The organism is Neorhizobium sp. S3-V5DH, from assembly GCF_004343065.1.
Classification (GTDB): Bacteria; Pseudomonadota; Alphaproteobacteria; order Rhizobiales; family Rhizobiaceae; genus Neorhizobium; species Neorhizobium huautlense.
The window spans coordinates 68,214-91,745 of sequence record NZ_SMCL01000011.1; the positions used below are offsets into that span (position 1 = coordinate 68,214).

Below are 23,532 nucleotides of genomic sequence, written 5' to 3' on the forward strand. Positions count from 1 at the left end.
GGGGCTCTTCACCCTTGCTTATGAGTAGGCACCGAAGAAGATATCAGATGTGGCGATCGATGCGGATGAAATACCGGTAAAGGTGATATCCACGGAGCCCACGGTGATGTGGGCATTTCCGTTGACGTCATCCGAGAATGTCAGATCACTAAGATCGTCAGCAATAGCCAGACTGAAACGCAGATCCTCACCGATTTCATAGTCTTCAATGACGCTTTGATCCGTGGTGGATGTGAATTGGAAGGTATCGAGCTCAGTGCTCACGCCGCCCCATATGTGGTTGATGCCGGCACCCCCATCGAGTAGGTCAGAACTCACGCCGCCGAAGAGTTCGTCGTTGCCAAGCCCGCCGCGCAATTCGTCTGCGCCGACATCACCGTCGAGCCGATCATTGCCGGCTTCACCCCAAAGCCTGTCGTTGCCCCACTGACCATAAAGGAAATCGTCGCCATTTCCGCCGTACAGGTTGTCATGACCGATCGGGTTCCTTTGGGCCGGATTGGGGTTATTCGAGGTGGTGTCACCATAAAGGTTGTCGTTGCCGCCGTTTCCGTAGAGCGTATCGTTACCGGCATCTCCTTCCACGTACTCACCGAGGCTGCCCCCGAAGAAGGTATCGCTGAACCCGCTCCCGTAGACCTTGGTGTTCAAGCTCATGTATGTCACGCTCGAGAAATTCACGCTGCTTTGAAAATAGACCGGACGCACAGACAGCGAGTCGTGGAACTCAATTCTCTCCACGCTGTCCAGCCCGTTTGTGTCAATATACGCCGCAGTCCAGGAAAAGCCGGACTTCGGGGCAATATAAATTCGGTCCGTGCCAAAGCCACCGCTGAACGTATCCCAGCCGTTGCGGATGCCGCCTGAGGTGCCAGCCTCACTTCCACCAAGCTGGAATGTGTCGTTTTCGCTGGTACCTACGAACGCGTCGGGAGCGTAGTCGCCATTGCTGCCATACTGCCAGTAAGGGGTAATGAATGTTGGCATTTCTTTCTCCTCAAATGTGCTTGGTGGATATCTATCCGGCTAGTCATTGAGCGGTCGATTGCAAACCGACGTGTTGACTGCACCAGAAGCGCGGTCAGCCCTTCGCAGAGACGGTGAGCCGCACTGAAGATGTCGAGCTTGTGGTTTGAAATCGCTTGGGCGGGACGTGATCCAAATGCTGTGAGATGACTTGATATAAGAATTACAAACGCCATTCGCTTAGCGAGTGATGGATGACCATCGCGGGAAAAGATGAGGGTTGCAACCCCGATAATTGGGGGTTCCATGCAAGTATTTGATACCGATCTGTTATTTTGAAAATTTGCCCGGATCAAATCTGGGAAGCTACCGCGCTTCCTGCTTGATCGCCCGATAGCGCTTCGCATTCCAGCCGGACGGAGATTTCACGAACTCCATCTCGCCTTCTTCGTAGGCTCTGGCCTTGACCATTTGGATATCAAAAGACCCCTTCGGGGCCGCCTTGTCAAACGAGGCGGTGTGGCTGACGATGCAGGTGGTGCGGTTGCCGTCGCCGCTCTCAGACGTCGGAGCTAGTGAATTGGAAGCCTACTTCACGGTCAGCGGAGAAGACCACTTATTGAGAGTATTCTTTCATCACGTCGACATCTTCCACGTCATCGATGACGTCCATCTGCCGCTGGAGGAGCACGGGCAAAAGACGGTTGGACATGTGCCCAACTACTTCGCTTATCGGGTGGAGGGGAGCCCATTCCGGGCAGCGCAGCGCGAGGTTCTCGCAGTCGTGCGGCCAGGATCGACACATTATCGATTTGTCACCGGAGGAAACTGCCTCGACGTCATTTCGCCAGACGAACCTTCCTTCTCCTGGGTTTCTTAGACGTATGGTTGAGGCGTGAGGCGTGTCTAGCCCGCCCTGGGACCGATCCCTGCCTGGGGCTGCAACGGGGCTTCGACATACCGGTGAGCAAATCACTTCAATAAGCGGTTCTTCCTCGCATAGGTTTCGCGCGCCAGAATGTATTCTTTGCTCCAAACGTCGATGGAATCGGAGCCGGTGTCCAGCATGATCTGGAGCCTTGGATCGCGGTCGACTTGATCCATCCGATCATTTTGATTGCGAGGAAATTGCTCCCCGAATCCCCCGATGATCTGCCCGATGGTAGCTGCGTATTTGGGCAAGCGCATTTCCTGCAGCGCATCACGAACAGTCGGAGCCAGAGCACCGGAGGAATTATCGAAGAACTGCTGGAGGCCGCCGTTTGCAACCTCGCCGTCGAAGATGACGGTGGCGTAGAGATATACATGAGGCTGGCCGAGGCGAAGAACCGTCTGCGGGATGAGCTGATCTTCTATGGAAATCCCATGCTCGGCCTGTTCTATGGCTTGCCGTAAAAGCCAATCATCGAGTGAACCAAGATCATCGTAGGTCGTTGTCATCGCGCTTCCAGAAAACGGGTTCCCATCGTTAACCTCTATTTGAAATGTCCGTCCACACCTGACCCCAAGCTGCCCCCACATGCATCTGAAGCGCGGGACTAGACCTGTTCCAAATCTCCGGTAGCCTCAAGATACCAAACGAAGCACATTGCGTCGCGTGGATCGCCGCCGCCGGCTCTGTAAGAATCCAGGTGTTGGCCGAAGCTGGACTGGCCTTCAGCAAGGAAATCGCAATCCTTCTGCAGCGCTCGAAACTGCGACAGAGCGACGACTGCTGTTTTCTCGACCCGTTCACGCCATGCGAGGTCAGATGAAATGAATGGGAAGGTATCGACCCCTATCCAATAAAGCTCACAGGTAGCCTCGGGGAATCGGAACTGCAATTGCCCACCAATGCTCACCAGGCCAGCGAGCCGCGCTGCTTCGATAACGGCAGGGATGTCACAAACCGGCCATGCCCACTCATTTCCGCGCAGGCGACCATTTTCCCGTAGTTTTTCGGGCAGTGATATCTCAGGCGATCTCGTCATCAAGCTGGCATCACATATTGGCGGAAAGGGTGTAAAGGGCAGCAGCCACCGCCTCTGTATCTTGAATGCTTCAGCCCCGAAACACTCACGCTCAGCTTTCGGAGCTGTTGATTACTGGGAGAGGCATCCGCTATTCTGCTCACTAAGGAACCCGAATGATCGACCTGGAGTTGTCCGATAATTTTTACGTCGAATGGTCGGCCAACGAGGACTTCAGTTCGGGCCGCATCTACCATATCAAGACAAACAAGCATGGGGGCTCTTTGTCGAAGGGGGTTCCCCGATTCTTCGTCACCCAAGCGAGAATTCCACCCGAAGGATACTTTCCCCACGGAGGGCTGGATTGCTTCGTGAGTGATAGTGACCTCGTTCCCAAACCAGAGGAACTGGCGCGAGATATTTTTCGAGCGTTGACAGCTCGGGGTTTGATAGAAGAGCCCACGTGGTTGGGTTGGCGTGTTGCCGAGGAGCGCGGCGGTTCCGCCTGTGGCGAGGTTTACGACTGGGACCGATGACTGCAAATGGCTCATAGGACATCCGCCTTGCCGAGCCTTCTTTTGTCATGCACATTGCTTTGATATGAGCGCTCATTCACCAGAACTGCAATGTATCTCGCGCCGAGCTAGGCGTGAGTTTTCTGTCGCCTTGATGTCAGACACCAAATGGCGCAAGGTGCTCAAAGCATGGGCCAAAGTCTCAACCGCAGAAATCCAGATGCTTGTGAAGTTTCTGGATGTTCCAGAAGTCCGCGTGATGCGGCTTCCGGGCCAGGATGCGCTTCGGTGTCCGACGGCCTATATAGACAGTTGCGAATACGGTCCGGTGGAGCTACGCGCCATCGAATGGCTTGAAATACCGGCTGTCGCCTCTTGGCCAAAACCAAACAAGCTTGCCGCACGACAGGTTGTCCAAGAGCTGGATGCGTTCCGTAGGGCTATAGCTTTACTAGGCCAATTCCCTCTCATCGAAACCGAGCTGGGAATAAAGGTCGAAGGGTACAGACGGTAGTCCGATCTCCTAGTCCGAAGAAGGAGGAAATTTAAACCCTCCCCATTCAATTCTCTCCTGCCAGGTTGGAAGTCCAGCGGATCGAATACGCTCGACCTGTCTACGCTGCCGGGAAATTCGCTGGGCACCTTCTCCTTTTATTTTCATGCTACGCAGTTGCTCGCGAGCCGACAAAAGTGCGTCACGCCAAACTTGCTCTGACTGCCATTTGCTACTCATCGCTCTACACCTTTTGCTTTAGCTGCACAGTAACAAGAAGACCGCAATGCCAGGTAGTGGCGAAATTCGGCAGAAGTCTCTCGTCCACACCAAAGCTGGTCATGAACGCGGCAACCATACCACCTGTTTAGCTTCTGCAAGCGCTCTGCCTGCTGCCGGTTTTGGGACACCGAGCTAAGCTGATCCCACCTTGTTTTCAATCCATCGGGCTAAGATAACCGAGTGTCGAAATGCCGACACTTCGGATGTAGAAGCGCTCAATGTAATCGAACACGTCGGCCTTTTTTATTGTCTCGGGCCCTGTAGACCTTGCATGCCGTCCTTTCTGTTTTGAGCGATGGGACGAGCTTTCCATCGCGGCATTGTCCACATCGGCGCAAAGTTTCCGCCTGCTTTGGATTTAAGTAGCTGGCTCGTTCCGGGTCTAAAGCCCAATTCACGCCTCTTGCTCCCGATCTAGCCTTTGCTTACGCTCCAACGATCAGGGAGCAAGCCGTGGATCAAGATCAAGTTGAGGTATGTCTACGCCACAATGTCGAATTTAGCGTTGCTGAACCGTCTTCGAAACTGGGCATCTCTGAAGGCGCACTGCAGGGCGAGCAGCCGCTAAACGGCCTGAGGCATCCGCCGGAGAATGGCACCTGCGGCTGGTACATTTGGGGCGGGCGAGATTTTCCTCCTGAGGACGCGGATTTCTTCAAGCCGATGCATGTGTCTCATTTGTCAATGAGTTGCCCGGCTGTTGTACCTTATCTAGGGCTTCCTCCTGGATGGCGGTTTTTAATCGCACCAGATTATGAAGACGTGTGGTTCGACGCCAGCTTGCTGGACATATAGAGACAAGACCGCTTGCCGGTTCGAAACTTGAGGTGAAGCTTGCTTGGGCCGCTTTTGATTTTTGCCTTACTTTCCACAGACCTAAACTCGGATTGCTTCTCCCTCTCGAAAGATTTGCTTCCGTTTGGCGTGCCATCCGAGTTCGCTGACGGTCGGTCGCCGGTTCTTACCTCGAAAGAGCTGCTGGCCTGCTTCAATAGATACGCTGCGGTGGAAAGGCAGCGCCTGCATCTGGGTGTGAAACGTGCGACCTTGGCTGTCGAAGAATCATCCGGTGTCATCAACAAGCAGCAGCGTGAAAAAAGCGCCCCGAAAGATGATTTGGACAGGCAGTTGGACGAGATTGAAAGGTCGGTTGCCGAACAAAATAATTTGATGAAGAACACTCGCGAGTTCTTGCTGCTCAGGACCAAGTTTTTCAAGGAATATTTTGCCTTTGCCGAGGAGTGTGGTTCAAAAACCTACCGCTCTTCCGACGTGCGGGCGATTTTTCCGAATGGTGTCCCGGAGTAATTAAAAGACTGGTTGGCTGCGGAGGCGAACGGTGACTGGAAATCCTATATCCACCTCCATGCGATCCGTCAGTCCACCGGCTTGAACGCTATGAACGTGTCGTCGACTTGTAGTGTGGGTGGATGCCGCGGCGGTTCCTTCGGGAATGAGATAAGCCGGCTTAAGCGAGACACACGCAAGCCATTGCATTCCGCCGCATTCTCCATCGCAAAGGTCGGTCGAATCCGCATTGCGCTCGCAAAAAGTACCATCGCATACCCCTAGCACCGCCGCGGATCCGATTATTTGATGCGCGGCCGATCCCCTGTGTCGGGTTGGAGACGCGCCGCCAGTTGGTATCCCTCCAGCAACCGGTGCGATTGGCGCGCCCTTCAAGTCAGAGGCTGACATCGCTGAGTACCACCCCGGTTACGGTGCGGGGCTAGCCAAGTTGGCGTGGCGAATCTATTCATTCTAGAGACGACTTGTCGGCTCCTGTTGTCGACGTTCACCAGCAAGTCCGATTTCGCTAACGCTGAGCGGCCGGCTGGCAATGTTTGGTATCGGAGGACGGATGAATAAGGTTGGGTTGCGGGAAAAAAATAAGAAAGACAAACTTCTACGCATCAAAGAAGCTGCCTTCAGTCTTTTCCTTTCAAAAGGTTTCGATGACACCACGACGCGCGAGATTGCCAGCCTGGCAGGGGTAGGCATGGGGACCGTGTTTGTTTATGCGGAAACGAAACGCGACCTTTTGTTTTTGATCGTCAATGATGGGCTGGAAGCCTGTATTTCAGAGTCTCGCGCAACGATCAGCCCCGATTACTCCCTGCTGCATAATCTGCTGATTATCCTTCGCCGTCACTACCGGTACTTCGCCGAAAATCCGGTGATCTCGCGGGCCGCACTGCGAGAAATGTATTTTTATCAGTCCGGCAAGCAGGCGGAACGCTTCAACCGAACGAGGCACGCCCTTCGCCACCTGCTGATCGACCTGATCACGGAAGCGCTGGATAAGGGCATCATTAAGTCAACCGAAGCACCGGAACTCATCGCGCAGGCGGTATTTGCAATTTATCAAGTGGACCTGCGGATCTGGTTGTCTGAGGACGATCCGGATCTCGATAAGGGCACAGACAGGCTGAGGCGGCAGATCGAACTCGTGTTGAAAGGCCTCTCTCCACACGCCTCCGCGCTTGAGCTTTCGGCCTAGCGTCCGATTCTTGTCTCAATCTGAAAAAAAGTGAGCATGATCAAATTGACATGATAACTGCCTTGTGTAATTTTTGATCATGCTCAATTTTCCGAGGAAAGGTCGGTGATTGAGGCGGCCGCTAGGCAAGAAGCGGCCGGCGCGGGAACACTGGAGGCGTGTTCCATCGGGAGGATATGAATGAGTGCATTGAACACATCCGCGCGTGAGCGCGGCGTGGCGATTGCTATTGCGCCCAATGGTGGCCGCCGGTTGAAGGCCGATCACCCGGCTTTGCCGCTCTCGCCCGCGGAACTGGCAGGCTGCGCGGCTGATTGCCTCGAAGCGGGCGCCAGCATGATCCATGTGCATGTGCGCGACGGGGACGGGCGCCATTGCCTTGATGTCGAACGCTATCGTGCAGCCATCGGGGCAATTCGAGCGCTGGTATCGGATCGGCTGATCGTTCAGGTGACGACAGAGGCGCTTGGTCTTTTTATGCCGCCCGAGCAAATCGACCTGATCCGGATGCTGCAGCCAGAAGCCTGTTCGATGGCGCTGCGCGAAATCGTGCCGGACGCGTCTTATGAGGGTGATTTTGCAGCGGTGCTCGAATGGATGCGGCGCGTGCGCATCACGCCCCAGATCATTCTTTACGATCACGGCGATGTCGAGCGCCTGCAGGATATGCGTCGGCGCGGGCTTATTCCGTCAGAGGATATCCCGGTGCTTTTCGTGCTGGGGCGATACACGACGCATCAGCAATCCAGCTCGGCGGATCTTCAGGAGTTCCTGAAGGTGGCGCCTTTCTTCGCCCATTGGAGCATGTGCGCTTTCGGAAAGGACGAGGCGGCCTGCGCCGTCGCCGCGGCCCTTATGGGTGGCCATGTGCGCCTTGGCTTCGAAAACAACCTTCTTTTGCCGGACGGCACGGTGGCGGCGAACAATGCCGCACTGATAGCGCCGGTACGGGAAAGCCTGCGCCTGCTGGGGCGAAAGATTGAAACAGCGGAAACGCAGCGCGCGGCGCTGGAGGCGGTCTGGTGATCGACACGACCGGACACAATGATGGAGAATGCTGATGTCGGCACCTGCTGGCGAATTGACAGGACCAAGATCTCTGGAGGACGCAAAGGTCTGGATGCGTGATCGTGTTGCCAGGCGGGTCCATCCGCTTGGGTTGACCGATCCGCAGGCCACGATGGAAGCCATCGATCGGCTGGAAGGGTTGGATGGCGCGCTCTGGGCTAAGGCCTGGATTGCGACAGGCAACATGTACATGGCAAAGGCCGACGCCGCGACCGCCTCTGGTGATGGGGTCGCGGCGCGCAACGCTTATTATCAGGCTTACGGCTTCTATTTCCTCGGCCGCTTTCCCTGCCCGAACCATCCGGACAAGGAGGAAAGCTATCGGCTTGAGTTGGAGGCCTATGCCAGGTTCGGCGCACTTGCCGATCCGCCGATCACGCCGGTCAGCCTTCCCTTCGATGCGCCGGATGCGCTTTCCAACGAGATCCGCTTCTACCTCCGCAAGCCGAAGGGGGTCGAAAAGCCGCCGGTGGTCATTATGTGGGGCGGTGTTGATGCCTGGAAGGAGGAGATGACCGAGCTTTCCAACCAGCTCGTCTCCTGCGGCATAGCAACCATTGCCATGGACAATGTCGGCACGGGGCAATCGCCGATCAAGGCGCATCGCGATGGTGAGATTCAATTCGTGCCGGTTATCGATTGGGTCATGCAGGCGGCAGATCTCGATGGAAGCCGTATTGCGCTGATCGGGCGTTCCTTCGGCGGTCATTGGGCCACCAAGCTTGCCCATCTGATGTCGGAAAAGCTGCGCTGCGCGGTCAATTGGGGCGGCGGCGTGCATTACATGTTCCAGCCGGAATGGATCGAGGCCTCCCGCTACCCGGATAGCTACCTGATGGAACTGGTCGAAACCCGTAGCCGCATGCTGGGGGCACAGAACGACGCCGAATATGTGGAAGGCTTCCGGGTTCTTTCGCTGCTGGATCAGGGCCTTCTTTCGCAACCCTGCGCACCGCTTCTGTTGGTGAATGGCAGGGAAGACAAGCAGTGCCCGATTGCCGACATCCACCTGCTTCTGGAGCACGGCAGCCCGAAATCCGTTCGCCTGTTTCCGGGCGGTCACATGGGCTTTGGCCCGCACACGGTACCCACGATTGTTTCGTGGGTCGGCAACTACCTGAAATGATGGGAGGGAGACTGCCATGAGCAATTGGCGGCTGATGATGCCAACCACGGAGGCCTATCTGCTGGATAAGGTTCTCTACGAACTCCACCACAAGCCCGATGATCTGGCCGCGTATAATGCGGATGCTCAAGCTTATCTGGCGCGCTTCAAGCTGACTCCTGAAATGGCGGCGATGATCACCGGCAATGACGTGGCCGGTCTCTATGAGGCCGGTGTCAACCCCTACCTGCTGCGCGCCCACTGCATCGGCGTGCGCATTCCAGAAGATGTATCGCTTGCCGCCCTGCGCAGCCTGATGAAAGAAGGAGACGACAAATGGCTGAACTGACCGGAATCTACGCGGCAAGCCACACGCCCGTCATGCTGAATTTTCCGGATCGTATTCCGGCGGATCTGCGCAACGAGATCTTCGGGGCCTATGAAGCCATGGGCCGCGATTTCGAAGCCGGAAAACCGAATGCGCTGGTGGTTTTGTCGAACGACCATCTGCACAACTTTTTCCTCAATAACTTCCCGGCTTTGTGCATCGGCGTGGGTGAAAGCTACGAAAGTCCCATCGAACATTGGTTGAAAGCAAAGCGGCGGGTTTTTGCGGGAAATCAAGCCTTCGGTGCCTATCTGCTGCAGGAAGCCTTGCAGGCAGATTTCGATCCTTCCTTCTCCATGGAAATGGTGCTGGATCATGGCTCGTTGACGCCTCTTGAGCTGGCAGGACTTGACCCGGATCTGCCCATCGTTCCGATCCTGTTCAATTGCGTGCAGCCGCCTATGCCCACCATGCGCCGCTGCTACCAGTTCGGCAAGTTCCTCGGCGATGCCGTCCGCCGTTACGATGGTGTAGAGCGCGTGGCTATTCTGGCAACCGGCGGCATCAGCCACGATATTGCTACCCCGCGCATGGGCATGGTCAACCGGGAATTCGACGAGAATCTGCTCCAGCTTTTCGAAGCGGGCGATCCTGATGCCGTGGTCAAATATGCCACCGAACAGGTACACACTGCGGGCAACGGTGCGGAAGAAATCCGCATGTGGATGGCAGCCATGGGTGCCGCAGGCGGCCTGCCGTTCCGTCGCGCCTATTATCGCGCCGTCAATGATTGGTACACCGGTATCGGCATCGGTCATTTCGGCCAGAGCGAACTCGCAGCGGCGACGGGCAACCATGGCTGAAACACGCAAGGCCCTCATCATTGGCGGCGGTATTGCCGGCATGTCGGCGGGCATCGCGCTTCGCGAGGCAGGCCTGACGGTTGATCTCTGCGACCAGGACCCGCAATGGCGGGTCTATGGGGCGGGCATCACCATCACCGGGCCAACGCTGAGGGCCATGGGCATGCTCGGCATTCTCGATGCGGTGCTTGAACATGGCTATACGGCGGATGGAATCGATATCTGCTCTGCCGATGGCAAGCCGCTGTTCAGTATCGACACACGCAATGATGGCCTTGGCGACATTCCAACCGCTGGTGGTATTTTGCGGCCAGTGCTTCACCGCATCATGTCCGAGCGCCTGCTGGCCTTGAACCCGATAGTCATGCTCGGCGTCACGGTGGAATCGATAGTGTGGCACGGCGATCTTGCCACCGTGCGCTTCAGCAATGATGCCTCCGCGACCTACGATCTGGTTGTCGGTGCCGATGGTATCTATTCCCGCACACGTCAGCAGATGTTCGAGACAGCGCCGGTACCGCGCTATGCTGGGCAAATGTGCTGGCGGCTGATGATGGAGCGCCATCCTTCCATCGTGCGGCGTACCTTCTTTCTGGGCGGTTCCGCCAAGGTCGGCCTCAATCCGGTCGCGCCGGACCAGATGTACATGTTCTATCTGGAAGCCCAGCCGGAGCCGGTCTGGCGCAACGAGGTAGATCAGCATGTGGTGCTTCGTGACCTGTTGCAGAGCTATGGCGGCATTCTGCGCGAGGTCGCCGATGGTTTGAATGAACGCTCCAATATCATCTGCCGCCCGCTGGAAACGGTTCTGGCCGGTGAAACCTGGGTGCGGTCAAACACGGTGCTGATAGGTGACGCGGCACATGCCACCACGCCGCAACTGGCCTCCGGTGCAGGAATGGGCATCGAGGACGGGCTGGTGCTGGGCGAGGAAATCGCTCGACAGACCCATGTTCCCGCCGCACTTCGGAGCTTCATGCAGCGCCGCTACGCTCGCTGCAAGCTGGTGGTCGATTCCTCGCTGGAAATCAGCCGACTCGAACGTGAACGCGCCGCCCCGCAAGCCCAGACCGCCGTTGTGGAAAAGGCGCTTGCAGCGCTGAACGAGGAGTTCTAGCCAATGTTCCTCAGTATCAACGACCACACTCTTCATGTCGCGCTCCACGGTAGCGAACATGATCCGGCATTGGTTCTGCTCCATTCGCTCGGTACCTCACACGATGTCTGGCAGGAGCAGGTGCGCGCCTTCAGTCGCACGCATTTTGTGATCTGTCCGGATTTTCGCGGCCACGGCCTCAGCGACCTTTCCCGAACCCCGGTTACAATCGAGGTAATTGCAGACGATATTGTCGCCCTGTTGCTGGAACTTGGCGTGGAACGCTTTCATCTGGCCGGCATCTCCATCGGCGGTATGGTGGCGCAATGTGTTGCAGCCAGACTGCCGGAGCGTGTGCAGACGCTGACCATGTTCGATAGCAATATCGTCAGCCTAGCCCCGCAAATGTGGAAGGACCGGGCGGCAAAGATCAGGGCCGAGGGCTTGGCTTCCATCGCCGGTGGCGTCCTGGCGCGGTGGATTACGCCGCAAGCCGTTGAGACACCCTTTGGCCGAGGGCTCGCTACCATGCTCTCACGTATGTCCTCGGAAGGTTATGCCGCCGGTTGCGATGCGCTCGCCATTGCCGATTGCCGTCAACACGCTGCACGCCTCACCATGCCGGTCTCAGTCGCGGTGGGAGAGCTGGATGAAGCAACACCGCCTGCGGCGGGGAAAGCGCTGGCGGATGCTATTGCCGGTTCCGGGTTCACGATCATTCCGGGAGCCGCCCACATTCCGCTCTTCGAGCAGGCGGAGGCAGTCAACGCTGTTCTCGCCCGCTCGATCCGGGAGCCTTGACGCAACGAGGCGGGCATACGGATACGGGCAGGAGAGGGAGGATAACAAATCATGACGATCGCTAAACCCGCATTGCGGATAGAAGATCGACGCTTTCTGACGGGGCAGGGGCGCTATGTCGATGACATTACGCTGCCGCGCCAATGTCATGCGGCCATGGTGCTTTCTCCGCATGCCCATGCCGATATCCTGTCCATCGATGTCAGTGAAGCTGAGGCGATGCCCGGCATTCTGGCGGTGCTGACGGGGCATGATGTTGAGGCGGATGGGCTCGGTAGTGTGCCGCCATTTTTTATGCCCGAACTCTGGGGCGGTCCGGCCGGTTATGCCACCATGCGACCCTTGCTGGTGAAGGACCGGGTCCGCTTCGTTGGCGAGCGCGTTGCCATGGTCATTGCCGAAACGGCGGATCAGGCCCGCGCTGGTGCCGATGCAGTGATGGTGGATTATGCAGAGCGCCCCGCCGTGGTGGACGCGCAAGCAGCACTGGACCCCGAAGCGCCGATTCTGTGGGAGGATTGCCCGACTGGAAACCGCTCAGTCACGTTGAAATTCGGCGACGCCGGGCAGACGGCGAAGGCTTTCGAGGCGGCGCATGTCATCGTCAGCCGTCGCTTCGTCAGTCCCCGTGTCGCGCCGTTTTCGCTGGAGCCGCGTGGCTGCATCGGTGATTATACCGCAGGTGAAGATCACTATACGCTGCATACCAGCTCGCAGGATCCGCACGGTTTTCGACGCGTGCTTGCCGCCACCGTGTTGAACGTTCCCGAATCCGCGTTGCGCGTTATCTCTCCTGATGTTGGCGGCGGCTTCGGCCTCAAGGCGCATATGCATCCTGAAGACGGGCTGGTTCTTTGGGCGTCGCGGCGTGTGGGTCGGCCGGTTAAGTGGGTCGCGACGCGTAGCGAAGCGATGCAGACGGATACGCAAGGGCGCGGCCAGACTGCGCATGCCGAAATGGCACTCGATGCCACGGGCCGTATCCTTGGGCTTCGCGTCCGCGCCTATCACAATCTGGGTGCCTATTTCTGGGGCACGGCCACGCCGCCGCTCTTCTTCTCCATGCAGCTCCTTCCGGGCACCTACGATATTCCCACGGTCGATCTGGAGACCAATGCTGTTTTCACCAATATCGCGCCGCTCTCCGTCTACCGTGGCGCGGGCAGGCCGGAAGCGGCGTTTGTCATCGAAAGGTTGATGGATGAGGCGGCCTCGACGCTCAGGCTTGATCCTCGCGAGATCCGGGTGCGCAACTATGTGTCGCCGCAGCAGATGCCCTATGCCAACTGCGCTGGCTTGACCTATGACAGCGGCGATTTTCCGCGTCTTGCTAATGAATGCGCCGCGCTTGCCGATTGGAATGGCTTTGCCGCTCGCCGCGCGAAAAGCGAAAACGCGGGCCGTCTGCGAGGCCGCTCGATCACCTCTTACATCGAGGTGGCGGGCGTCATGAACGAGCGCATGGAGATCCGTTTCGAACCGTCCGGCACGCTGACGATCCTTGCAGGAACCCATTCGCACGGCCAGGGGCACGCCACCGTGTTCAGCCAGCTTGTATCTGAGTGGCTTTCGCTCGACATGAAGGACATTCGCTTTGTGCAGGGCGATACGGACAAGGTGCTGATAGGCCGTGGCACGTTTGCAGCCCGCAGTTCCATGCTGGGTGGCACCGCACTGCGCAAGGCAGCCGACGACCTCATTTTCAAGGCCTCGAAAATGGCTGCCGTCCTTCTGAAGGTGGAGGAAAGCGATATTGAGTTTGCCGATGGGCTGTTTCGCACTCGCACCTCCAACCAGACGATCTCGCTCAAGGATGTGGCGCGGTTCTTCTACCTGCCCGCTGGTCCGGTCATGCGCTTTTCGCTGGGCCTTTACGGAGAAGGCACTTCGGCGGGCAAACCGGGTGCGCAACCGAATTTTCCAAACGGCTGCCAGGTGTGCGAAGTCGAGGTGACGCCGGAGACAGGCGAGATCCGCATCGACCGCTTTAGCTGTGTCGATGATGTGGGGCGGGCGCTTAATCCGATGATCTGCGAGGGGCAGATCCATGGCGGCTGCGCGCAGGGCATCGGTCAGGCGCTCTATGAGGAGATGGTCTATGATGAAGCCGGTCAGCTCACGACCGGCTCGTTGATGGATTACTGCCTGCCCCGCGCCGAGCATATGCCGTTCATCCAGTCGAAACTTATTGAAATCCCCAGCGCCTCAAACGTGCTGGGCGTGAAGGGCATAGGCGAGTCCGGCACCATTGGAACGCCTGCCGCTATCATCAACGCCATTCTCGATGCAGTCCGCCCGCTCGGCGTTACCGATCTCCAGATGCCAGTTACTGCTGGCCGTCTTTGGGATGCCCTGCATGGGGCCGAAATGAAAGGAATGCAATCGTGAAGCTTGAAGGAAGTTTCTTCGTGCCGCGTCCCCGCGCGCAGGTCTGGGCGTTGATCAACGACCCTGAAGTGCTACGTCAGGCTATTCCAGGCTGCCAGACGCTTGAGGCAGTCAACGAGGGTTATACGGCAACGGTCACTGTTTCGATTGGCCCTGTGAAGGCCCGGTTCAGTGGTCGCGTGCAGCTTCTCGATGTGCAGGCACCGGAAAGCTATCGGATTGCCGGTGAGGGAAATGGCGGAATAGCGGGCTTTGCCAAAGGCGGCGCCAATGTTCGTTTGCAGGAAGAAGAGGGTGGCACCGTGGTGCATTACACGGTCGATGCCAGCGTGGGCGGCAAGCTTGCTCAACTTGGCGGGCGACTGATCGAATCCACATCCCGCAAGCTATCCCAGCAATTCTTTGACCGCATTTCGGACATCGCCACGGCGGCGTGAGAACGGCAGCGGGAGGAGGAGAATCCATGACTGACATTGAACTCTCCATCAATGGCAAGACCGTTCGGCGCTCCTGTGAGGATCATCGGCTGCTTGTCTCCTTCCTGCGGGAAGACCTGGGGCTGACGGGAACTCATATCGGTTGCGATACCACCCAGTGCGGCGCTTGCGTGGTTTCCGTTGATGGCGACACTGTCAAATCCTGTACCATGCTTGCCGTGCAGGCGCATGGGAGAGCGATCACGACGATCGAGGGTGTTTCGAACGGCGCGGCCCTTCATGCGGTTCAGGATGCTTTCCACCGTCATCATGCGCTGCAGTGCGGTTATTGCACCGCCGGCCTCGTCATCACGGCCATTGATCTCATCGCGCGGGAAGGCAGGAAGCTGACGCGGGAGACTGTGGCACATGCGTTGAAGGGCAATCTCTGTCGCTGCACGGGCTATCAAAACATCATCACCGCCATTCTGGATGCGGCAGGTTGCCTTGAGACACCCGGACAGGCGGCACAATGACAAGCGGAGAAAGAGAATGAGACCCTTCACCTATCACCGCCTCCTTTCGCATGAAGCGCGCCTCGACGCACTTAAGACCTGTGATGATGCAAAATATATCTCCGGCGGGATGACCCTTCTGCCCTCGATAAAGCTCGGTCTCACCTTGCCGTCCGACCTTTTGGATGTAACGGCACTTCCCGGCATGAACGATATAACCGTTGAAGCTCGCCGTGTCCGCATCGGTGCCGCCGTCACTCATGCGCGGATTGCCGATAATGCGGCCCTGCAAGCCATCTGTCCGGCATTTTGCGATCTCGCCCGCCAGATCGGCGACCGGCATGTGCGCAATCGCGGCACCATTGGTGGTTCGCTTGCTAATAACGATCCGGCAGCAGATTACCCGGCGGCGTTGGTTGCCCTTGATTCCAGCATTGAGACCGAATCCCGCACGATTGCTATTGAGGATTTCCTGCTTGGCATGTTCGAAACCACGCTTGACGAGCATGAACTCGTGACCGCGATCACCTTCGATGCGCCGGACACGGCACGATATGAAAAGTTCCCTCATCCGGCATCCGGCTATGCCATGGCGGGCGTCTTTCTTTCCCGCATAAGCGGCGCGTATCGGGCAGGGGTTACCGGCGCATCGGGGCAGGGGGCCTTTCGTTGTGAGGACCTGGAGCGCTTGCTGGACGCCGGCTCGCCGATGGCGGAAATCGCTAGCCTTCGTTTCGATGACCTCGACATATTCGAGGATCGTTTCGGGTCACGGGCCTACCGCGAAAATCTGATCCGGGTTCTGGCGCGGAGGGCGGCGGTCTACCTGACGGTTTGACGCAAAACAGGCCGCAGGACTGGCCGGCCCGTTTGCCAGTTCATCAGTTGTCATCGGGAGGGAGACAATATGACCGACAATATGATTGCAGTCGCGCCGGGGAGTGGAAGGGCTCCCCTGTTGAAAGATACCAGCCGTCAGGCAGTGGGTGCCACCGCAGCCGCCACGGTAGGGCTAGTTTTCGGCCCCAGTACCATCCTGCTGTTTCTGTTCGGCGTCTTCGTGGAGCCTTTGTCGCGCACCTTCGGCTGGTCGAAGCCGTCCATTCTGTTTGCAGCGACCATCGTGTCGCTAATGATCATGGTGATTTCCCCCATTCAGGGCTATTTGATCGATCGCTTTGGCACGCGGCCCATCGTTCTGGCCTCCAGTGTCACTTTCGCGCTTGGCCTGGCGGGAATGTATTTTCTTTCTGGCAATATCACCGCCTTCTACGTCATGTATGCGGTTCTGCCCCTGCTGGGCATCGGTCTCTGGCCTGTCTCCTATCTGCGCGTGGTCAGCACATGGTTTGAACGGCGACTTGGGCTGGCCATTGGCATTGCCAATGGCGGCATTGGCTTGGGCGCCGCGCTGTTGCCGCCGCTGATCACCTTCGTCATCTTCAACGGGTCGGTGCAATGGGCCTATGTTAGCCTTGGTGTCATTGTTGCGCTCTTGGTTCTGCCCATCAACGCGCTGCTTTTGCGTGAGGCACCCGCTGTGGCCGATGCCGGCAGCCGAAACGTCGCTGCATCGCGCGAGACAACGGACTTCAAAAGCCTTGTCAAAACCCGCGAATTCATCGTTCTGACTCTCGCCTTTTTTCTGCTTGGCTTCGTCAATACCGGGCTTGTCACGAACCAGATCTCGCTTTTGATCGATGGCGGCCTGACGCCGCAAAACGCCGCTGTCGTGCAATCCGTTTTCGGCATTGCGGTGCTTGTCGGGCGGTTCCTCACGGGCGTTCTCCTGGACTATATGTCAGCAAAGCGCCTGATGAGTGCCGTATGCGTTGGAGGTGCGATTGCCTGCCTTATCTATGGGTCAGGACAGGTCGGTCCTCTGGTCTTTGTCTCCGCCATCCTGATCGGCATGGTCTACGGGGCGGAGTTCGACGTGCTCAGCTACATCATCAAGCGCAATTTCGGTCTCGCCGCTTTCGGGCGTATCTATGGCACGATCTTCGCCGTGTTCCAGCTGGGCGCGGCCTTGGGAGCAACTCTGCTGCCGCTAAGCCGCGCATATTGGCAAAGCTATGGCCCCGGCCTCACCGCCTTTGCCATCGCGTTGCTGGTCAGCGGGCTACTTTTTGCAATGCTAAAGGAGCACGCTAAAAGGAAACAATAACGGGAGGCGCGAGTGCTCAAGCCGACTATTGCGGATGATCCCTGACTTGAGCATTCTCTATGCTATTGGCAACGCGAGCGTCGATGCGGATTTCTTCGCCGTAGATGTCCTCGATCCCCGGGAGCATGCGCAAGAGGGTCGACTTGCCGCAGCCGGAAGGACCATCGCAGTGCCATACTGCTTGCGAACCTGTTCGATCGTACGGATGCCATTGTCCCCTCCCCTCCAACTCCACTAACGCATCTTTCTCAAGCGGAGTCGCCGAGAATTCTTCGCTGGTGTGTGCCGCCAGGTGTCCGATTTCCCGCGCCCCCGGCGCCACCCGTATCGCGGGCGGTCTGTCTTGGTGCGCGGCTTCCAGCCATGCGTGCACTATGCTTCTGGCAAGAAGGAGCACGCTGAATGTCCCTTCAGTCGTCAGAAAGCGCGGGGGATTTGGATGCGTTGTCATCAAACAACCTTTCACTTCCGAGCCCACGAAGGAACTCACAAACCAGCGTCGAAACACGAGATAGAGGATCGGGATCATCATCAGAACCGATGCTGCCATTGCGCCATCAAATAGATGCTGTCCTGACCGAAGAAGGTGGTGATCGCGACCGAGATCGGGTGTGCGTAATATCGGCTATAGGTACCGGGGCCAGGTCTGGATACCCATCAGACGCGAGACGATCGAGAGCGCCGGGAGGCGCAAAGGTAGGAAAATCGAGCGGTTGGCTTACGAGACAAACAGAGTAACGAGATTACCGTACTCGACAACGGCCACCCGATCAGCTTCACCTTCGACAGGCATCAACGCCTGTCACGGCGGCGGCTTTCCCGGTGGTGTCGCGCATGCGCTCAAAGCCATGCAGGCGGCGTTTCCGCTGTTGTCCGACACGCCGCTGGAACGGCGCGAGGTGATGATCGTGACCGCTTTTTCCGGCCCCGGCGGACGTGACGCTCTGGAAATGGTGACCCGGGCGCTGACCGAGGGGCGGCTGACCGTCGACAAGTCGATCGGCGGCAAGGACATCATCACCGACCCGCCCGGACCTTACGTGTTCCGCTTCAGATATCGCGGCCGCACCGCCGAAGCGGTGATCAAGCCGGGCCATATGAAGGAGGAATTCGTCACGCTCGGCGCCAAGAAGGACAAGACGCCCGAGGAGATCGCCCGCCACGAGGAATTGAAGGCCGAAATGGCTTATCGTTTACTCCCCCTCCCGGCGCGCGAAGTCTACGAGGCACAGGCGGTGATGTAGAGCCCGCCAGTTCCAGGTTCGGGCGCAGGGGACAAATCTGCCGCCGAAAGCGGGCGGCACAACGCTTCCACTCGACGCATGGCTTGAAAGAGGCCAGGCAGTCCTGCGAGATTCGATGAGAGGCGCGCCAGATTAGGCACAAAGGAACGATTGGTGGGCAAATGTGGAGTGAATGCGTTCAGCGGTTACCTGAGTGTTGGTGTGCCAGCATGTGCCCCACCGGGAACCAGGGCCAGTCGCGGTACTTTCTGAACAGCTCCCAGAGACCGCCTGGCGAAAAGAGGGCCACGAGCAGCGTCTGCAGGCCGAGCACGATCATGTAGCTTGCACCGTAGTGGCCGAAGAGGCGTGTGGCGAAAAAGTAGAGAAGCGCGCCAATGATCGGACCTTCTAGGCGGCCGATGCCGCCGACCATCACGATGAAGATGCAGATCGAGGACCAGTAGGGGTCGAAGCCGCTGCCGGGGGAAATGCGCAGCTGCGCCATGTAGTAGATTGCCCCCGCCAGCCCCGTTCCCATGGCGGCGACCACGAAGATGCCGAAACGGATCCGGCCGACATTCACCCCCTGGCTCGCCGCAGACACTGGATCGTCACGCATCGCCGTCATGGCAAGCCCCAGCCGCGAACGTAGCATTACGAACGTCCCTCCGAGCGTGACGAGCAGGAGCAGGGCGCAGAGTATCGTGAGGCCGATCTCCCGCTGGTGCGCAGTGAATTGGCCCATGGCCCGCAAGGTCATGCCGGATCCGGCATTGACCACGGAGAGATTGCCGGTCACGAGCCTGAAGACTTCCGCCAGAACCCAGGTACCAATGGCGAAATAGGGGCCGTCGAGCTTGCGCAGCAGCAGATAGGAGGGCGCGGCGAGCAGGGCGGGGAGGATTACGGCCAAGGGTACCGCGAGGAAGGGATTCAAGCCGCCATACATCGACAGCACAAAGAGCGAATAGCCGCCTGCACCGATAAAGGCCTGCTGCCCGACGGAGACCATGCCGCCGTAGCCCGCCAGCAGGTTCCACATTTGAGCGATGGCGATCAGGCAGGAAAGTTCGATGATCAGTCTGATGTGACCACTCGACGCCCAGAAGGGCATGGTGGGAATCGCAAGGACAAGTAGCAGGGCAACAGCGATGGCGATGCGGCTGGATCGCGTGTGCCGGTGCACGAGGATGTTAGGTGAGGTCAAGTCTACCTCCTACCGACGGGACATAATCCCCTGGGGGCGCCAGGCCAGCACCAGGAGAAAGACGAGGTGGCCGATCAGAACGCCCCAGCCGGGATCTATGCGGGACCCGACGACTTGGGCCACGCCAAGGATCAGGCCGCCAGCAAAGGCGCCCCAGATGGACCCCATGCCGCCGATGATTACGGCCTCGAAGGCATAGATGAGCTGGGCTCCGCCATCAGCCGGAGAAACGGTTGTGCGGGCTGCCTGGAAAACGGCAGCGATGCCGAGAATCGCAACCGCAATGGCGGTCGCCTTAGCATAGACGATCTTCGTGTCGATGCCGCTCAGGGTGGCTGCGTCCCTGTCGGCGGCAGATGCGCGCAAGGCGCGGCCGAAGCGGGTGGCCTTCAACACCACATGCATGCCCCAGGTCAGGAACGTCGCGACAGCCAGGATGCAGAGTGGCAGGACGCCGACATGGATGCCCGCCAGGTCAACCGATTGGACCGCCAGCGGACCGGCATCGAGCGAGCGGGTGTCTGCCTGCCAGATCGTCAGCATCAGGTTCTGCAACGCCAGCGACAGGCCGAAGGTCGCGATCAGAGAGGGCAGCGGATCGTTGCCCACGAGATGGTTGAGGATGCCGCGTTGCAACCCCCATCCGATCAGTGCTCCCACCGGGATCAGGATCAGCATGATGAAGCCGGCGCCGAGGCCGAAGGCTGCGGCGAGGGAGATCCCAATGAGTGCCAGGAGGACCACGAGGTCGCCGTGGGCGATGTTGACGATGCGCATCACGCCGAACATCAACGACATGCCGATCGCATATTGTGCATAGAGGCCGCCAAGCAGCAGCCCCTGGACGACGGCGTCAACCCACTTCATGTTTCACTCCGAAATAGGCTTGCGTTATCTCTTCCCTCGTCACCTCCGACGATTTTCCCGTCAGCGTGATCCGCCCCTCCAGCATGCAGTAGACCCTGTCCGAGCTCCGGCTCGCCAGGGCGACATCCTGCTCGACGAGCAGGATTGCCGTTCCCGATCGACGGATCACCGGCAACATTTCGTAGATCTCTGCGATCACCTTCGGCGCGAGGCCGAGGCTGATTTCGTCGCATAGAAGCAGCTTCGGCTGTGTCATTAGCGCTCGGCCAATGGCGACCATCTGCTGCTGTCCGCCAGACAGGTTCTCGACCGGCTGGGCTCGTCGCTCGGCGAGGATGGGAAAGAGGTCGTAGAGGCGCTCAAGAGTCCAGGGGCTGGAACCCGCTGCCGGATCGCCAGCGTGGTCTGCCGCAACCTTCAGATTGTCCTCGACGCTCATGCCCCGGAAAAGCCGGCGGCCCTCCGGAACCATTGCGAGACCGCGCGACACCAGAGCATGTGCCGGTGTCTTCGACACGTTGGTCCCGCAGAAGGTCATCGAGCCGTCACGGATCGGAACGAGACCGACAAAGGTTTTGAGCAGGGTGGACTTGCCCGCGCCATTGGCCCCGATCAGTGCGACCACTTCGCCGGTCTGGATCTCGAAGTCGATCGAGAACAGAGCCTGAAAGTCGCCATAGCCGGCGCAAAGGGACCGGCCTGCCAGAAGAGGCGACGCGCTCATGCTTCGATCCCCATGTAGATGCGGCGCACGTCGGGATTGTCGATGACCTCTTGCGGTGGTCCGTCAGCAATCTTTTCGCCGAAGCTCAGCACGAGCAGGCGCTCGGCCACCGCCATCACGGCATGCAGCACGTGTTCTATCCAGATGATGGTCACGCCTCGATCACGTACGTGACGGATTAGGGAAACCAGTTGTCCCGCTTCGGCCTCGGTAAGGCCGCCCGCAATCTCGTCGAGAAGAAGAAGTTTTGGTTCGCCCGCCAGTGCACGAGCCAGTTCTAGCCGCTTTCGATCGAGCAGCGTCAGGCCACCAGCGGGAAGGTTTGCCTTGCCGGCGAGGCCGCAATCCTCGAGCAGTGCTGCGCAGGAGAGGTAGGAGTCGCGCTCGCTGCGACCGGCCGCGAAGCGGGATGCGACCAGCAGGTTCTCGAAGGTCGTCATCTTGGCGTAGGGGCGGGGGATCTGATAGGTCCGCCCGATTCCTCTTGTAGCTCGCCTATAGGATGGTTCCCGATCGAGCTGCACCCCGTCCAACGTGATTGAGCCCGTATCGAAGGCAATGTCGCCGGAGATCAGGTTAAACAGACTGGTCTTGCCGGCGCCATTAGGGCCGAGGATGCCGAGGACCTCTCCCCGGGCAAGCTCGAAGCTCACATCCTGCACCACCTTCAGAGCGCCGAAACTCTTGGAGAGACTGCGAACGGAAAGGAGAACCTCCTTCCCGTCCACCTGTCTCTGCTGTTCGGATGCCGTCACCAAGACTTCATCTCCAGGCCGCTTTCGGGCTGCATGATAGGATAAAGCTGGGTTTCGACGATCTTCAGGTCATAGGGCCACTTCTCGCCCTTGCGCCACTGCCCGCCGAGGATCGGCGTCTTCGACACGTTCGGATGCGGACCCTTGCTCCAGTTGACGTTGCCGACAACCGTGTCGAGGTTGGTCGCCTTCAGCGCATCGCGGATGGCTGTACGGTCCAGGGGGTCGCCGGAACGCTTCAGCGTATCGACGATGATTTCCCACATGGCGTGGCTGTAGCCGAGTGGCTGCGTCCACTGCTTGCCGGTCGATTGTTCCCATGTCGCGGCCAGATCGGCGGATGTCTCGCCGGTGAGCGTCGACTTGTAGGGGAAGGCCGGTGTCCACCAGACTTCGGTCGACATGCCGGCACCCAGGTCACCCATGGCTTCCACGGCGGAGGGGAAGAGCAGGCCGGCTGCCACGGTCATGATCTTGGGCTTCAAGTCCTGCTGTGCCATCTGGATGGTGGCAGTCCGCAGGTCGGCGGGGAAGACGAGGCCGCCAAGGATTTCGCAGCCGGCTTCCTTGAAGGCATTGATCTGCGAAGAAAAATCATTGGTTCGGATTTCGAATTTCGACGGCGCTATGACCTCAAAACCGGCTGCGCGCATGGCGGGAGGCAAGCCGATCGTGTCGTCGCCCCAGACTTCGCCATCGGCGTTGCGGGGCAGCAGCAGGCCGACCTTCTTGTTGCTATCGACGCTGTTCCACATGTTGACGAAGGTCTGGATGATATCTTCCAGACCCCAGAAGAAGTGGTAGGTCCAGTTGAAGGCTTGGTCGGCGCCGCCGCGCGGCATGATGACCGCCTGCCAGGGCGCGGTAGACGAGATCGTCGGCACTTCGAAGAGCTCGCCCTGTTCTGAGACTGGAAGGGTCACATCCGTGGTGGAGGCAGGTATCAGTATGTGGACACCGTCATTCTGGCACAGCTCGCCGGCCAGTTCGGCCGCACGGTTGGGGTTTGACTGAGCATCCCGCTCGATGATCTCCAGCGCATAGGTCTTGCCGCCGATCTCAAGGCCGGTGGCGAGATGCTTGCGGATGAAATCGAGCGCGAAGGCGTCTGTTTCGCCGAAGGGGGCCATCTGCCCCGTCTGCGGACTGATGTAGCCGATCTTGATGGTCTGTGCGGATTGGGCGCGCAGATAGGATGGCGCCGCAAGGACCGTCGCGCCCGCAGCCAGTCCCTTAAGGGCCGTGCGCCGCGTCAACCCACCGTCGTGCCTGCCACTCTGATGCCTGAATGTCATGTCGAA

Annotated in this window: 25 protein-coding genes and 3 pseudogenes; 17 read left to right on the plus strand and 11 right to left on the minus strand. The window is 58.7% G+C overall.

Going from position 1 to position 23,532, the window contains the following annotated elements; all coding sequences use genetic code 11:
* Positions 1-18: 18 nt before the first annotated feature.
* Positions 19-987 carry a calcium-binding protein gene (locus tag EDE09_RS16310; protein ID WP_132411722.1) on the minus strand — a complete coding sequence of 323 codons (969 nt, stop codon included), beginning with the start codon at positions 985-987 and terminating at the stop codon, positions 19-21.
* A 442-nt stretch (positions 988-1,429) separates the two neighbouring features.
* Here EDE09_RS16310 and EDE09_RS16315 point away from each other — a divergent pair, with 442 nt between their 5' ends.
* Positions 1,430-1,846: a hypothetical protein gene (locus EDE09_RS16315; RefSeq protein ID WP_132411724.1), complete on the plus strand. Its 417-nt coding sequence runs from the start codon at positions 1,430-1,432 to the stop codon at positions 1,844-1,846.
* Between the two features lie 92 nt (positions 1,847-1,938).
* Here the strand turns inward: EDE09_RS16315 and EDE09_RS16320 are convergent, their stop codons facing one another.
* Positions 1,939-2,406 carry a DUF4375 domain-containing protein gene (locus tag EDE09_RS16320; protein WP_165924197.1) on the minus strand — a complete coding sequence of 156 codons (468 nt, stop codon included), beginning with the start codon at positions 2,404-2,406 and terminating at the stop codon, positions 1,939-1,941.
* Positions 2,407-2,504: 98 nt separating this feature from the next.
* A complete protein-coding gene (locus EDE09_RS16325; protein ID WP_132411728.1) occupies positions 2,505-2,936 on the minus strand; it encodes a hypothetical protein in 432 nt (143 codons plus the stop codon).
* Between the two features lie 155 nt (positions 2,937-3,091).
* On the opposite strand from EDE09_RS16325, the gene EDE09_RS16330 reads away from it, so the two are divergent.
* The gene (locus EDE09_RS16330; protein WP_132411730.1) at positions 3,092-3,451 is read left to right on the plus strand and encodes a hypothetical protein; all 360 of its coding nucleotides are present in this window, start codon (positions 3,092-3,094) and stop codon (positions 3,449-3,451) included.
* A gap of 908 nt (positions 3,452-4,359) precedes the next feature.
* Here the strand turns inward: EDE09_RS16330 and EDE09_RS16335 are convergent.
* Positions 4,360-4,501 (minus strand): annotated as a pseudogene (locus EDE09_RS16335) (IS3 family transposase); the annotation flags it as partial.
* Positions 4,502-4,658: 157 nt separating this feature from the next.
* Here EDE09_RS16335 and EDE09_RS16340 point away from each other — a divergent pair.
* The 14 genes from EDE09_RS16340 (at position 4,659) to EDE09_RS16405 (ending at position 17,452) form a co-directional block, all read left to right on the plus strand.
* The gene (locus EDE09_RS16340) at positions 4,659-5,000 is read left to right on the plus strand and encodes a hypothetical protein (protein WP_132411732.1); all 342 of its coding nucleotides are present in this window, start codon (positions 4,659-4,661) and stop codon (positions 4,998-5,000) included.
* A gap of 39 nt (positions 5,001-5,039) precedes the next feature.
* Positions 5,040-5,513, plus strand: coding sequence for a hypothetical protein (locus EDE09_RS16345; RefSeq protein WP_132411734.1), 474 nt, complete (start codon positions 5,040-5,042; stop codon positions 5,511-5,513).
* A gap of 553 nt (positions 5,514-6,066) precedes the next feature.
* Entirely contained in the window at positions 6,067-6,705 is a 639-nt protein-coding gene (locus tag EDE09_RS16350) for a TetR/AcrR family transcriptional regulator (RefSeq protein WP_245505164.1), read from the plus strand.
* Between the two features lie 180 nt (positions 6,706-6,885).
* Positions 6,886-7,731: a 3-keto-5-aminohexanoate cleavage protein gene (locus EDE09_RS16355; RefSeq protein ID WP_132411738.1), complete on the plus strand. Its 846-nt coding sequence runs from the start codon at positions 6,886-6,888 to the stop codon at positions 7,729-7,731.
* A 34-nt stretch (positions 7,732-7,765) separates the two neighbouring features.
* The gene (locus EDE09_RS16360; RefSeq protein WP_245505165.1) at positions 7,766-8,899 is read left to right on the plus strand and encodes an alpha/beta hydrolase; all 1,134 of its coding nucleotides are present in this window, start codon (positions 7,766-7,768) and stop codon (positions 8,897-8,899) included.
* 16 nt (positions 8,900-8,915) lie between these two features.
* On the plus strand, positions 8,916-9,227 hold the full coding sequence (locus EDE09_RS16365; protein ID WP_132411742.1) for a subunit of meta cleavage enzyme: 312 nt from the start codon (positions 8,916-8,918) through the stop codon (positions 9,225-9,227).
* Positions 9,215-10,069 (plus strand): 2,3-dihydroxyphenylpropionate 1,2-dioxygenase, encoded by an 855-nt coding sequence (locus EDE09_RS16370; protein WP_132411744.1) that lies wholly within the window; start codon positions 9,215-9,217, stop codon positions 10,067-10,069. The genes EDE09_RS16365 and EDE09_RS16370 overlap by 13 nt, the downstream gene beginning before the upstream one ends.
* A complete protein-coding gene (locus EDE09_RS16375) occupies positions 10,062-11,186 on the plus strand; it encodes an FAD-dependent monooxygenase (protein WP_132411746.1) in 1,125 nt (374 codons plus the stop codon). Before EDE09_RS16370 ends, EDE09_RS16375 begins: the two co-directional genes overlap by 8 nt.
* 3 nt (positions 11,187-11,189) lie before the next feature.
* On the plus strand, positions 11,190-11,966 hold the full coding sequence (locus tag EDE09_RS16380) for an alpha/beta fold hydrolase (RefSeq protein ID WP_132411748.1): 777 nt from the start codon (positions 11,190-11,192) through the stop codon (positions 11,964-11,966).
* A gap of 51 nt (positions 11,967-12,017) precedes the next feature.
* Entirely contained in the window at positions 12,018-14,354 is a 2,337-nt protein-coding gene (locus EDE09_RS16385; protein WP_132411750.1) for a xanthine dehydrogenase family protein molybdopterin-binding subunit, read from the plus strand.
* The gene (locus tag EDE09_RS16390) at positions 14,351-14,791 is read left to right on the plus strand and encodes a carbon monoxide dehydrogenase subunit G (protein WP_132411752.1); all 441 of its coding nucleotides are present in this window, start codon (positions 14,351-14,353) and stop codon (positions 14,789-14,791) included. Before EDE09_RS16385 ends, EDE09_RS16390 begins: the two co-directional genes overlap by 4 nt.
* Before the next feature lie 26 nt (positions 14,792-14,817).
* Positions 14,818-15,306: a (2Fe-2S)-binding protein gene (locus EDE09_RS16395; RefSeq protein ID WP_132411754.1), complete on the plus strand. Its 489-nt coding sequence runs from the start codon at positions 14,818-14,820 to the stop codon at positions 15,304-15,306.
* Positions 15,307-15,322: 16 nt separating this feature from the next.
* Entirely contained in the window at positions 15,323-16,123 is an 801-nt protein-coding gene (locus EDE09_RS16400; protein ID WP_132411756.1) for a xanthine dehydrogenase family protein subunit M, read from the plus strand.
* Positions 16,124-16,204: 81 nt separating this feature from the next.
* Positions 16,205-17,452 (plus strand): MFS transporter, encoded by a 1,248-nt coding sequence (locus EDE09_RS16405; protein ID WP_245505177.1) that lies wholly within the window; start codon positions 16,205-16,207, stop codon positions 17,450-17,452.
* A 58-nt stretch (positions 17,453-17,510) separates the two neighbouring features.
* On the opposite strand, the pseudogene EDE09_RS28215 reads toward EDE09_RS16405, so the two are convergent.
* A pseudogene (locus EDE09_RS28215) lies at positions 17,511-17,615 on the minus strand (ATP-binding cassette domain-containing protein); the annotation flags it as partial.
* 294 nt (positions 17,616-17,909) lie between these two features.
* Positions 17,910-18,164: pseudogene (locus EDE09_RS16415) on the minus strand (carbohydrate ABC transporter permease); the annotation flags it as partial.
* A gap of 1 nt (position 18,165) precedes the next feature.
* Here EDE09_RS16415 and EDE09_RS16420 point away from each other — a divergent pair.
* A complete protein-coding gene (locus EDE09_RS16420; protein WP_245505166.1) occupies positions 18,166-18,696 on the plus strand; it encodes a hypothetical protein in 531 nt (176 codons plus the stop codon).
* 178 nt (positions 18,697-18,874) lie between these two features.
* Here EDE09_RS16420 and EDE09_RS16425 read toward each other — a convergent pair whose 3' ends face one another.
* The 5 genes from EDE09_RS16425 to EDE09_RS16445 are packed head-to-tail and all read right to left on the minus strand — an operon-like array spanning position 18,875 to position 23,526.
* Complete coding sequence (locus EDE09_RS16425; RefSeq protein ID WP_245505167.1) at positions 18,875-19,885, minus strand: branched-chain amino acid ABC transporter permease; 1,011 nt, start codon at positions 19,883-19,885, stop codon at positions 18,875-18,877.
* A gap of 9 nt (positions 19,886-19,894) precedes the next feature.
* On the minus strand, positions 19,895-20,752 hold the full coding sequence (locus EDE09_RS16430; protein WP_132411760.1) for a branched-chain amino acid ABC transporter permease: 858 nt from the start codon (positions 20,750-20,752) through the stop codon (positions 19,895-19,897).
* Positions 20,739-21,476, minus strand: coding sequence for an ABC transporter ATP-binding protein (locus EDE09_RS16435; RefSeq protein ID WP_132411762.1), 738 nt, complete (start codon positions 21,474-21,476; stop codon positions 20,739-20,741). Before EDE09_RS16435 ends, EDE09_RS16430 begins: the two co-directional genes overlap by 14 nt.
* A complete protein-coding gene (locus tag EDE09_RS16440) occupies positions 21,473-22,234 on the minus strand; it encodes an ABC transporter ATP-binding protein (protein ID WP_245505168.1) in 762 nt (253 codons plus the stop codon). Before EDE09_RS16440 ends, EDE09_RS16435 begins: the two co-directional genes overlap by 4 nt.
* Positions 22,228-23,526 carry an ABC transporter substrate-binding protein gene (locus tag EDE09_RS16445; RefSeq protein WP_132411764.1) on the minus strand — a complete coding sequence of 433 codons (1,299 nt, stop codon included), beginning with the start codon at positions 23,524-23,526 and terminating at the stop codon, positions 22,228-22,230. The genes EDE09_RS16440 and EDE09_RS16445 overlap by 7 nt, the downstream gene beginning before the upstream one ends.
* Between the last annotated feature and the right edge of the window lie 6 nt (positions 23,527-23,532).